The 11,705-nt window shown below is 48.9% G+C and carries 11 protein-coding genes and 1 rRNA gene; 6 read left to right on the forward strand and 6 right to left on the reverse strand.

Annotation, left to right across the window (positions count from 1 at the left end):
* Positions 1-776: ribosomal RNA gene (locus Q0224_RS05730) — 16S ribosomal RNA — on the reverse strand; the annotation flags it as partial.
* A gap of 783 nt (positions 777-1,559) precedes the next feature.
* On the opposite strand from Q0224_RS05730, the gene Q0224_RS05735 reads away from it, so the two are divergent.
* Positions 1,560-2,084, forward strand: a complete 525-nt coding sequence (locus Q0224_RS05735; RefSeq protein WP_297949809.1) for a DUF4149 domain-containing protein — start codon at positions 1,560-1,562, stop codon at positions 2,082-2,084.
* The gene (locus tag Q0224_RS05740; protein WP_297949810.1) at positions 2,074-2,469 is read left to right on the forward strand and encodes a YbgC/FadM family acyl-CoA thioesterase; all 396 of its coding nucleotides are present in this window, start codon (positions 2,074-2,076) and stop codon (positions 2,467-2,469) included. Before Q0224_RS05735 ends, Q0224_RS05740 begins: the two co-directional genes overlap by 11 nt.
* Before the next feature lie 477 nt (positions 2,470-2,946).
* Here the strand turns inward: Q0224_RS05740 and Q0224_RS05745 are convergent, their stop codons facing one another.
* The 4 genes from Q0224_RS05745 to abc-f are packed head-to-tail and all read right to left on the reverse strand — an operon-like array spanning position 2,947 to position 7,573.
* Positions 2,947-3,612 (reverse strand): uracil-DNA glycosylase, encoded by a 666-nt coding sequence (locus Q0224_RS05745; RefSeq protein ID WP_297949811.1) that lies wholly within the window; start codon positions 3,610-3,612, stop codon positions 2,947-2,949.
* A 7-nt stretch (positions 3,613-3,619) separates the two neighbouring features.
* Positions 3,620-4,420, reverse strand: a complete 801-nt coding sequence (gene prmC, locus Q0224_RS05750; protein WP_297949813.1) for a peptide chain release factor N(5)-glutamine methyltransferase — start codon at positions 4,418-4,420, stop codon at positions 3,620-3,622.
* Positions 4,407-5,615: a M48 family metallopeptidase gene (locus tag Q0224_RS05755; RefSeq protein WP_297949815.1), complete on the reverse strand. Its 1,209-nt coding sequence runs from the start codon at positions 5,613-5,615 to the stop codon at positions 4,407-4,409. The genes prmC and Q0224_RS05755 overlap by 14 nt, the downstream gene beginning before the upstream one ends.
* A gap of 5 nt (positions 5,616-5,620) precedes the next feature.
* Positions 5,621-7,573, reverse strand: coding sequence for a ribosomal protection-like ABC-F family protein (gene abc-f, locus Q0224_RS05760; protein ID WP_297949817.1), 1,953 nt, complete (start codon positions 7,571-7,573; stop codon positions 5,621-5,623).
* Positions 7,574-7,652: 79 nt separating this feature from the next.
* On the opposite strand from abc-f, the gene Q0224_RS05765 reads away from it, so the two are divergent.
* Positions 7,653-8,387 (forward strand): alpha/beta hydrolase-fold protein, encoded by a 735-nt coding sequence (locus tag Q0224_RS05765; protein ID WP_297949819.1) that lies wholly within the window; start codon positions 7,653-7,655, stop codon positions 8,385-8,387.
* A gap of 919 nt (positions 8,388-9,306) precedes the next feature.
* Here Q0224_RS05765 and Q0224_RS05770 read toward each other — a convergent pair.
* Entirely contained in the window at positions 9,307-10,293 is a 987-nt protein-coding gene (locus Q0224_RS05770) for an amidohydrolase family protein (protein ID WP_297949821.1), read from the reverse strand.
* 319 nt (positions 10,294-10,612) lie between these two features.
* Between Q0224_RS05770 and Q0224_RS05775 the strand changes: the two genes are divergently transcribed.
* The 3 genes from Q0224_RS05775 (at position 10,613) to Q0224_RS05785 (ending at position 11,583) form a co-directional block, all read left to right on the forward strand.
* Complete coding sequence (locus Q0224_RS05775) at positions 10,613-10,951, forward strand: GNAT family N-acetyltransferase (protein WP_297949822.1); 339 nt, start codon at positions 10,613-10,615, stop codon at positions 10,949-10,951.
* A 102-nt stretch (positions 10,952-11,053) separates the two neighbouring features.
* Positions 11,054-11,305, forward strand: a complete 252-nt coding sequence (locus Q0224_RS05780; protein ID WP_291939341.1) for a hypothetical protein — start codon at positions 11,054-11,056, stop codon at positions 11,303-11,305.
* Positions 11,302-11,583: a type II toxin-antitoxin system RelE/ParE family toxin gene (locus Q0224_RS05785; protein WP_297949823.1), complete on the forward strand. Its 282-nt coding sequence runs from the start codon at positions 11,302-11,304 to the stop codon at positions 11,581-11,583. The genes Q0224_RS05780 and Q0224_RS05785 overlap by 4 nt, the downstream gene beginning before the upstream one ends.
* Positions 11,584-11,705 lie beyond the last annotated feature (122 nt).

Here is an 11,705-nt window from a genome sequence, read left to right on the forward strand (position 1 = left end):
TACCAGGGTATCTAATCCTGTTTGCTCCCCACGCTTTCACGCATTAGCGTCAGTTAAGTTCCAGCAGATCGCTTTCGCAATGGGTATTCTTCTTGATCTCTACGGATTTTACCCCTACACCAAGAATTCCATCTGCCTCTCCCTTACTCTAGATTATCAGTTTCCCAAGCAGTTTAACGGTTAAGCCGTTAGATTTCACAAGAGACTTGATAATCCGCCTACGCGTCCTTTACGCCCAGTGATTCCGAGTAACGCTTGCACCCTCCGTATTACCGCGGCTGCTGGCACGGAGTTAGCCGGTGCTTATTCGTTAGGTACCGTCATTATTCTTCCCTAACAAAAGGAGTTTACGCTCCGAAAAGTGTCATCCTCCACGCGGCGTTGCTGCGTCAGGGTTTCCCCCATTGCGCAATATTCCCTACTGCTGCCTCCCGTAGGAGTTTGGACCGTGTCTCAGTTCCAATGTGACTGATCATCCTCTCAGACCAGTTACGCGTCATAGCCTCGGTAGGCCGTTACCCCACCGACTAGCTGATACGATATAGTCTCATCCCTTGCCGAAATTCTTTCCCGATTTATCTTATGGTAAAAAGGAGTATGGAGTATTAGCAGTCATTTCTAACTGTTGTCCTCCAGCAAGGGGCAGATTAGCTATATATTACTCACCCGTGCGCCACTAAATTTAAAAGAGCAAGCCCTTTTAAATTCCGTTCGACTTGCATGTATTAGGCACGCCGCCAGCGTTCACTCTGAGCCAGGATCAAACTCTCCATATTTATACTTCTCGCAACGGCAAAGCCGTTACTGCGAGCGGGAGCTTTCGCTCCCTGCACCCACCTAAAGTTACAAAGATTTATTCGAAACTTCGTTTCTCATAAATCATAAATCTCTAAGGATAGCATTAATAAGACCAAAGCTAAGCTTCGGTCTTATTCTGCGTCTTAATTTAATCTATGATTTAAACTCTTTATACTTAAACAGGTAGATACGATTATGAAGTTTTTAATCTAAAAACTTTATGTTTTTGTAACATTGTTTTTATGAACTTAAATCCTTTAACGGATCTAAATCCATAGGCTCAATCGATCACTTGTTTAGATTTCAAAGATTGACTAAAGATATTTGTTTTTAACAGTTAAAATTTTAAAAAACGCGTTCGCTAAAAGGCTAAAACTACTAGGACTTAAGAGTTAAGAAAGCAGGTTCGGCTCGGTGCGAAACAGAATTGTGATTATACAAGAGCGATGCTTAAAGGGGGCTGAATAATCAAGAGAAATTTTAAAAAACGGTTTTGGAAAATTTCAAATTTTATAATGAAATTTTATGCTTAGCATGCCTGAGACAAATTTCATCTCCAGCCTCCGTAAAAATTTTATAAATTTCGCAAACGACCGCATCCAAACTAAAATTTCATTATACCGCGATATGCCGCAATTCGCGACTGCCGACCGCATCCATTCGCGCATAAAACCCGCTTGCAAAAAACTTAAGCGCACGATTATAAGATTTCGCTATAATCACGTCCGATTTAAAATTTATCAAAATTTAAAAGGACCTTTATGCGCGCAATTTTTTCTATCTATATCTTCATCATCGCAGCCCTTATCGGCATCGAGTTCTCGCTCGGCGCACTCGTAGCGCCGGTGGTATTTTTCCCGCAGCAGATTATCGGAGAGGGCGTGCTATCGCACTTTCAAAGCGGCAAGCTAATGAGCGAGATCTTCGTAAAATACGGCGGCATCCTCATCGCAGTCTCGGTCATCTGCCTAGTTTTTGAGATGATAAATTTCAACAACAACAAATCCCAATCCTTTCGCTTGCGCCTTTCGACCTTGATGCTGACGCTCGTAAATATCATACTTGCCCTACTTTTCGTGCTTTACTTTACCGACTACGTCATAAATGCCCAGAAGATCGGTGCAGAAGCAACGATGACGCCGGAATTTGCCCAAATCCACGCGGCTAGCGAATGGTGCATGAAACTCATCATCGTGTTTCAAACGGTGCTGTTTTTCGCAAAAATCCTCCCCGCCCTCGCCACAAAAAAGGCAGCACCGGAGCAAAGCACAGCCGATGCAGATTAAAATTTACTACGAAGATACCGACGCGCAGGGCATCGTGTATCACGCCAACTATATAAAATTTTGCGAGCGGGCGCGCAGCGAGGCGCTTATGCAAGCAGGGGTGGACTTCGCACACGCGGACGCACACTTCGTAGTTAGCGAGCTTTGCGCTAAATTTCTCCGCCCCGCACGCCTCGGCGATACGCTTGAAATTCGCACGAGCCTAGCCGCGCTCAAAAACGCCAGCGCCCTTTTGCGACAAGAAATTTACAAGATCAAAGATATTAAAAACGTCGATTTTAGCGAGCTTTTATACGTGCAGGACGTAAAAATCGCCTTCGTAAAAGACGGCAGGCCGATCAAATTTAGCGTTGAAATTTTAGAATTTTTCAAATCTTTGAGATAAATTTATTTCACGGGTTAAAATTTACCTAGTCGTGCGGTGCAAACATAGCGCAGATCGGCTTTTCGGCGTAAAATCAAAAAATACGCAGAGCTCTTGGACGGTAATAAAATTTGCGAGCTTAGTAAAATTTTACGACATAGAATTTCACTCGGCGTTAAGATTTAAATTTAACGCTACGTCGCGACGCAAATCCCTCACGCACCCCGAAATAGAAAGCAAAATTTAAAAATATCGGAATTTTGCAATGGCGTTAAATTTTGCCCTACTCCGCCGCTTTATGAAATTTCTCGTCTTCAAATTTAAACCCGCGCAGATCGAGTCTGTGTTTTACTCCGCTAAAATCCCGCTCGCCCGTAAAATTTAAGCAGATCAAATTCGCCCCGTCCGCGCTCGCCCACCGTAACAAAAATCACAATGCGTGTGCAAAAAGCTGCGCACAAAATCAAAATAGCACGCAAAGAAAGCGCCAAATGTGCCTCACAGCAGCTCTTTTATCTTTTGCAGATCCTCTTTGAAAAGCTCCGCTTTGCTCGGATTTTGCGCGATGAATGCGGGATCGAAACTCGGCACGAAGCTAATGCCGCCCTCGTTAAAAACCGAGCCGTGCAGCACGTCCATGCCCGCTAGATCGCCGTTTCGCAGCACGATTTTACAGCAGAGCTCCCCTAGGCAGAGCACGACTTTGGGTTTTAAAATTTTGATCTCGTCGGTCAGATAGGGCGCGCATTTTAAGATCATTTCCGAGTTTATGCGCCTATTTTGCGGCACTGTGCACCTTATCAGAAAGCTAAAATAGATCTGCTCGGGCGCACAAATTTGATCTAGCGCCGCTGCTACTTCAGCCTCCAAACCGCCGCCAAAACCCTCGTTAGCGCCCGGCGCAAGAGCTACGATCATAAGTTTTACGTTCGCGGGAGTTTTAGAATTTTTAAAATTTTTGATAGTTTTGAAATTTTTAAAATTTTGCTCGCCGCTTCCAGTGCGCGTTTTGGCGAGTTCGCAGAGATTGCACTCGGCGGTAGCGGATTTCAGCGCGTCCAGCGCCTTAAAAAATCGCTCGCTGCCGCTTAAAATTTCGGCGCCTACGTAGCGGTAGCCGAACGCTTTGTAATAAAGCAGTCTGCGTAGTTGCGAGCTTTGCACGGCGCGCCTACGATCTGTTTAAATTTCGCGCGACGAATCCGCGATCAAACTGCGCCAAATCCTCGTAAAATTCCGCGCTAAAGCCCTGCTCGCGCAAAAACGCCGATAGGCTCTGCTTTTGATCGTAGCCCATCTCGCAGATTAGAAATTTTGCGCGCCGTGCGGCGATCAACACGATGCGTTTTAAAATTTCATCCCCCCTCTCGCCGCCAAACAGCGCCTGTTTCGGCTCTTGCAGCACGCGCGCGTCCAATGCGTAGGAGTTTGCGATATAGGGCGGATTTGAGACGATGAGATCAAACTCGCCCGCGATCTCATCCGCGTAGGCGCAGTGTACGAACTCGACGTCTGCGCCCAAATTTGCGGCGTTTGCGCGCGCCACCTCAAGCGCATCCGCGCTGATGTCGCTGGCCGCGATGCGGCAAGAAGGAAGGAGTTTTTTTAAACAGATAGCGATTATGCCGCTGCCCGTGCCGATCTCGCAAATGCGCGGCTCGCCCAAGCTCTGCGCCAAAGTAAGCGCTTTTTTTACCAAAATTTCGGTCTCGCAGCGCGGTATCAGCACTCGCTCGTCGACGTAAAATTTAAAGCCCATAAACTCGCAGCTTTGCGTGATGTATTCAAGCGGGCGGCCGTCTTTGAACTCGGCTATCTTGGCGCGAAACTCCGCTTCATGCGCGAACTCTTCAGAGCATCTTAGCACGAGTTCTTCGCTGCTAAGTCGCTCACAAAGCTTTAAAATTTCGCGCGCGACGTATTTTGAGCCGCACTGCCCCAAGCCCCATCTTAGCGCCTCAGCGATCCTCATCAAGCTCTCTTATGCGCTCATACAGGCTCGGGTGCGAATGATACACCGCAGCGTAAATTTTATGAGCGAGCGGAAACGCCTTGTTTTCGCTGCCCAGCTTCTTTAGCGCGCCGATCATACTCTTTTTATCCTGCACGCTAGCGCCATGCCGGTCCGCGCTAAATTCGTGCATGCGGCTAAGCTTGGAGATCACCGGCTCAAAAAACGCATGCAAAATCGGCGCAAACAAAATCATAAAAACTAGCGTCGCGCCGCCGTCCGCGTTAAGTCCTAGCGCGCCGAACACGCCTGCGGGGAGGTTTCCGAATACCGCGAATGTCGCGCCCAAAAGCACGAAGCTAAGCGCTAAGCCTTTCAAAATGTCGCCGTGTTTGAAATGCCCGAGCTCGTGCCCTAAAACGGCTAAAATTTCATCCTCGCTAAGCTTCTCTATGAGCGTGTCGAAAAGCACGACCTTTTTCGTCGCGCCGAAGCCGCCGAAATAGGCGTTTAGGCGCTTGTCGCGCTTGCTTGCGTCAATCGTAAAAACGCCGCTACTTTTAAAGCCGCAGCGCTGCAAAAGTTCCTCTATGCGCTCTTTTAGCTCACCTTGCTCTAGCGGCTGCATCTTATTAAACAGCGGCGCGATAACGGTCGGATAGATTAAATTTATCAGTAAAACTATGCCGAAGCTTAGCAAAAAGCCCCAGACCCACCAGTGCGCGCCTAGGCTATTTACGCAAAAAACGAGCGCAGAGGCTACCGCAAAGCCGAAAACCAGCGTGAGCATGAGCGATTTTAGCGTGTCTTTTACGAAAACGGCGGGCGTTATCGTGGAAAAGCCTAGGCGCTTGTCTTTGACGAAGGTTTTGTAAATTTCAAGCGGAAGCGCCGCCGCGCCGCCGATGATTAAAAACGCCGTTACAAAGCAGCTCCCCGCCAAAATCCCATCACCCGCTAGATCATATATCGCGCGCTGCAACGCGCCCGCGCCCGCAAGTATCCAAACAAGCGCTACCGCAAACGAAAAGCAGTGCGAAAATATATTAAATTTTAAATTTACCGCACCAACCTCGCCCGCCTTGCGATAATCCTCCTCGCTAAGCACCACCGCAGGCTCCTTTAGCTTGGCGCGGATGAAGCTTAGCTCGAGCAGATCGAGCGAAATTTTATAAATCGTGTAAAGCGCGTATAAAAAGATCAAAAACCAAACCATCGCGCCTACTTTAGGCTCTCGGCGAGCGAAAGCACTTCGTAGTATTCATTTTCCATACTGTTTAACGTTCCTCTTTTTTCTTCAAGCTCTTCAAAAAGCCCCTGCATACCGAGCTTTTGATAAATTTCAGGGGTCGAAAGCGCGTGATTTAGCTCCTTTATACGCGCCTCGATAGCCTCGATTTTAGCGGGATACTCCTCTAAAATTTTATTCTGTTTGTAGCTAAGCTTCGCGGCGCTCGTTTTTTCCTTTTTATTTTCGCGGCCGCCTTCGTCTGCGCTCGCGCCCGCGCCCGCGTCGGCCTCGATCTGATCAATCTCCGCCATCTCGTCTTCAAACTCCAGATACTGCGAATAGGGCATTTGAATTTGATCGATAACGCCGTTTTTTTCAAAAACCCAAAGCTTATTCGTGATCTTGTCGATGAAATAGCGATCGTGGCTTACGATGATTACCGCGCCTTCGAAGCTTAACAGGTAGTCCTCCAAAATATTGATCGTCGCGATATCAAGATCGTTCGTCGGCTCGTCCAAGATCAGGCAATCGTACTGCTCGGTAAAGAGCTTGGCAAGCGCCAAGCGGTTCTTTTCGCCGCCGCTAAGCACGCCCACGGGCTTATCTAAAAATTCCTTCGGAAACAAGAAATTTTTCAAATATCCGTATACATGCATGTAGCTGCCGCGAACGCTTATATGATCGCCGCCGTTGGGGCAGAAAATTTCGATTATACTTTTATCGTCCGTGATGCCGCTGCGGGTCTGATCGAAGTAGCCGATCCTGATCTCGCCGCGTTTGATCTCGCCCGCATCGATCTTGCTGCGGCCGAGTAGAATTTTAAGCAGAGTGCTTTTGCCCGCGCCGTTAGCGCCTACGATACCGATGCGCTCGCCCTGCAAGACCCGCGCTGAAAAGCCCTTGAAAAGCACCTTGCCATTTAAAATTTTACCGATATTCGTGCATTCAAAGAGCATTTTTTTGCGATTGTCGCCGCCCATGCCGTTAAAGCTCCTGCTCGCACGCTCCAGCTCGAGCCGCACGCGACGGATCGCGCCCGGGTTTTTCTTCGCATCCTGCCTCATCTGCATGATACGTGCCTTGCGCCCTTCGTTACGCTTTAGGCGCGCCTTTACGCCGCGGTGCAGCCACTCCTCCTCGGCGCGCAGTTGTTTAAGCAGCGTCTCGTGGGACTTTTCGAGCGAAGCAAGCATCTCCTGCTTGCGCCTCAGATAGTTCTCGTATCCGCCGTCGAAATTTGAAATTTTACCCTCTTCGATCTCGATACTGCGCGTCGCCAAGCGGTCGATGAAGTAGCGATCGTGGCTGATAAAAACGATCGTCTGCTTCGAGCTAAGCAGCATCTCCTCTAGAAATTTCACCATATAGACGTCGAGGTGGTTCGTGGGCTCGTCCAGCAGCAGCACGTCGGGCTTTTTAAGCACCAGCGCGCCCAGCGCCACGCGACGAATTTCGCCGCCGCTAAGCGTGCAGACGGAGCGGTTTTCGTAAATTTTAAGCCCGAAATTTTGCAGCACCTGCTCGATCTTATTGTCGATCTGCCAGCCGTCCTTGGCTTCGATAAATTTAATCAGCTCGTCTTGGCGCGCTAAAAGTTCCTTGTTTTCGGGCTGTGCAGCGATTTTACTCGAGATCGCGTCGTATTCGCTAAGGGCGGCGTAAATTTCAGCTAGCTCCCGCCTCAGTGCGTCTTTGACTGAGAGATTTTCGTCAAATTTAGGCGTTTGAGCGAGCATCTGGATGTTTAGCCCGTTTTGAGTGATCACGCGTCCCTCGTCGATCTCGCACAGACCCGCGACGATCTTCATCAGCGTGGACTTGCCGCCGCCGTTTTTGCCGATCACGGCGACGCGCTCGTTAGCGTCCAGTGCGAAATTTACGCCGTCTAAAACGACGTGAGAGCCGAATTTTTTCGTAACATCGATAAGCTCGATCAAAGCCAATTTTAAGTTCCTCTAGTGTTAAATTTGATGATTTTACACAAAATTCTATTAAATTTTAATAACTTTTAAAGGTTTAGCGATGCAAAGTTTGGAATTTGACGGCCTGCGCGTAGAAATTTTCACCCCGCACGCGCCGTCTTTCGCGCCTGCGCCCTCCTTTACAAAAGAAGCCGCGTCCGCACCTATCATCTACCTGCACGCCTTGGAGTTTAGCGCGGCCAGTGTGGGCGAAATTTACGAACTCGTCTCGCGACGAAGCGGCGCGGATTTCATGCTTGCGGCGATCTATCTAAGCGAGGCGCAGTGGGGCGATAAGCTCAGCCCGTGGGCGGCAAAATCGCCGTTTAAGGGGGTGCGCGATTTCGCAGGTGGCGGCGCGGCGCACTTGGAAAAATTTACGAACGAGCTGATCCCGCGTATCGAGCGACACGTATTCGGCGCGGGCAAACCTGCGTGGCGAGCGTGCGCGGGATACTCGCTGGCAGGGCTTTTTAGCGCGTATGCGGCGTTTGCGAGCGATAAATTTCAAAAGATCGCCTGCGTCTCAGCGTCGTTTTGGTTCGGCGGATTTGACGCCTTCGTCGCCGCACACTCGCCGCAAAGGGGGCTGGCGCACGTCTACGCGTCCTTGGGCGAGGCCGAGATGAACCCGAAAAATCCGCGCGGAGCACTCTGCGGCGAGACGGCGCGAAATTTCATCGCAAAATGCCGCGGCGCGGGCGCAAAAGCGGAGTTTGAGCAAAATCCGGGCGGGCACATGCAAGATGAGATCGCAAGAATTTCAAAGGCGCTTTTGAAGCTGGTAAACTCCTAAAATTAGAGCAAATTTTAAAATTTAGCGGGACGGGCGATTAAACGGCAGGCGTGACAAAACAGGTGCTGCGAGAGATTGAAAGAAACGAGCCAAGAAGCGACACGAAGCGCAAATTTAAAGCGAGCCGCCGTTATAATTTCTCGCGAACGGTCTTTTTGTGCGATGCAATGAAATTTAAAACAAACCCGCGTTAAATTTTATAGCATGAGCAATGTCGCAAAAATGGCGTTACGCAATTCGGCACGAATTATACAGCGCATCGTTGATATTTCAGCGGCTTTGGTAAGTGCGAATCGGTTTTGAGCGTAAATATACGGCAGCTCGTCGCTGCGATACGACGGCGCGATGCGGTGCGGATTTCAGGCGGGCTGCCGCTAAATTTTGCAGATTGCGCTAGCGGTTTAAAATTTAAAGCCAGCCGTCATTGTAAAATTTAAAGCAAATCATGTCGCGGCCAGGATTTAGCATGCCTGCAAGCTAAATTTAAACAGCAGCGCGGCGCCGTGTATGATCTCGCCGTTTCATTTAGTGCACCTACGAGCCAAATTTACCGCTGAAATTTCAAAATTTACACTGCACCAAAGAGCGCTTTGGCGCTACGATACGCGCCACTCGGTTTAAATTTTAAAATTTAGCAGTTAGTGGGCACTAAGCCGATATTTGCCGAATTTACGGCGGCAGAATTTGCAGAATTTTGCGAATTGCCGTTTACAGAATTTTGCCCTGTGAAATTTCGCGGCGCATGCTTCATTATCGGCTCTCTACTGAGCGCTTTGCCCGACGCACGTTCGCCTTTTCTCTCGCTATACAGACAGCGCCGACCGCTCCATTACTCGCGCTCACTATGTCATTTGCTCGAAACCAACTGCGAAAAGCTGCAAATGTACCGAATTCTAACCGCACGCCCGAATTTCGCCGTCTACGCAAAGGGCAGAATTTTTTTGTAATTGCTCCACAGCTCGCTATCCTCGCCGAAATACGCGAGCAGCCCGCGCGCGTTGCGATCGAAAGGGTTGGGCTCTTTATGCAGCGCGATACGCTGCGACAGGCGCAGATCGTAGGTGTTATATATCGCAGAATACGGCACCGGAAAGTCCGAAGCGTAAAGCAGGCGCGAGTGCACGTCCGTTTGGCTTGCTAGATGCGGCAGGGCTTTCGCGCGCACCGGCGTCATCAGCGCCGAAACATCGGCGTAGAGGTTCTTGTGCGTGCGCAGAAGCGCCAGAAGCGCGAAATAATCGTGTCCGAAATTTCGCGGGCGGCGCGAGAGCGCACGAAAGATATGCGAATACTCGTAGTTAATCGCCATGTGCGCGCACACCGTCGTAACGCCCAGCTCAAGCGGCGCGTAGATCATCTCCAGCGCTTCGCAGCGGCGAGTGCTGGGCACCGAGCTTTCGTTGCCGACGTGGATCACCAGCGGCAAGCCGAGCTTGGCGAGCTTTTCAAAATACGGCACGTAGCGGGGCAGCCTCGTATCCAGATCCCAATAATTTTGTAAAAATTTCGCTCCCTTAAATCCGAGCTCGAAGCAGCGATCGATCTCATCTAGCGCATCCGCTCGCTTCGGATTGATGCTAAAAAACGGTACGATGAGATCCGGGTTTTTTTGATAAATTTCAAACACGCTGTCGTTGTCCGCACAGACGGTCTTATCGCGATGGATTAGCTCGCCCGCGTCGCTAAATTTAGCATCCACGCCGAAAAGCACCGCCTTTTTAACGTATTTTGAAGCTCTAAGCCCGCCGAGCAGAGCGTCCACATAGGCCTCGTATGGCTCTTTGATCGCGCGCGATACGTCTATGCCGAAGCGCCTGCCGAAAAGGCGCAGCGCGAGCCTGTCGTAAGGGCGATCGAAGCGCACCTCCTTGCTTAGCAGATGGACGTGAAAATCAAGCGTTTGCATCGGGGATCCTTGGAAAAATTTTGCCGAGTTTATATCAAATTGCGGTAAATAGTTAGAATTTTAAATTTGGGTCTAAATTCACGTACCGCGCCCTGCCGCGCCTTTAAATTTTAAAATTTAAACCTCGCCGCAAAAGCCGCTAATTGATATTTAATGCCGTTTTAAAGCTACGACGATATACTTGCGATTTGAAAAGCTATTTCAATTAAGGAGCGAAGATGGAGTTTGAAATTTTAGAAAATTCCGCCGATTTTAAGCCTAGCGATCTGGATGAGATAATGATCGGGGTCGCTGGGATACGGAACAAAACGCAGCTTCCGTGCCGCCGCACGAGACATACAGGGTGTGGCGCACCTATGATTACGTGGCGATCGCCAAAACGCAGGGCAAGACCGTAGGGGTGCTGGAGGCGTTTTGCGACCGCGACAACTTCGCTACAAGCTATCTTTACTGCGTGATAGTTCATAAGGATTATCAAAGGCGCGGTATCGGCACGGCGCTCGTGAATGCCTTTAATAAACGCTTTGCGCACACCACCACCTTTGTCGTGACCCCTCTGCATAAGGCTGAGGGTGCCGGAGAATTCCTACAAAAGTGCGGCTTTAAGGACGCGTCGGAGCACTTCACGGTTCATATGAGGAAGCGAAATTCGATCTAGCGGGCGTAAATTTTAAAATTTTATCGAGCTTTAGCTCTAAAACGGTTGGAATTTTAAATTTAGCTATGAGCTGCTATAATCGCTAAAATTTAAGGAGCCAAAATGATCACTATGCAGATCCAAAGCGGCGTCGATCGCGATACTCTCGAAACTTTTAAGAAACTTTTTTTAAAAATCGATCCCTCCGCGCAGATCACTCTAAGCGGCGAGAAAAGCTTAGAAACGATTTTATCGGAATTTAGATCAGGCGAAAGTTACGACGAGATAAAAAACGGAATGGATGCGGACTTAAAATCATACGCAAACGGCGATCTAAGCGGCTTTGAGGAGCTAGGCAAGGGCTGGAAAAATTGAAAATAATCCAGTCTAAAAGATTTCGCGCGCAGCTTAGCAAGATCGTAGAATTTATCGCAGAGCGCTCGGGGGATGCGGCAGAAAATTTTAAAAACGAGCTTTTTGCGCGAGCAGGCAAGCTTGGCTTTATGCCGTATAAATTTCGTAGATCAAAAAGCTTTGACGATGATAGAATTAGAGATTTCATATTCAAGGGTTTCGTAATCCCATATCTAATAGATGAACCCAACGATACGATCGTTATCCTAGCGATATTTAAGCAAAATCTATTGAGATAGCTTGACGCTTATTTAAAAACATCCGCGTTTAAAATTCCGCGCTCCGTTTATTAAAATTACTTATTCGCCGCCGCAGTAGCGCCAAAGAAATCAACCGCTCGTCCCCGCTAAATCACCGCATA

This window comes from uncultured Campylobacter sp., assembly GCF_938002845.1.
GTDB lineage: Bacteria > Campylobacterota > Campylobacteria > Campylobacterales > Campylobacteraceae > Campylobacter_B.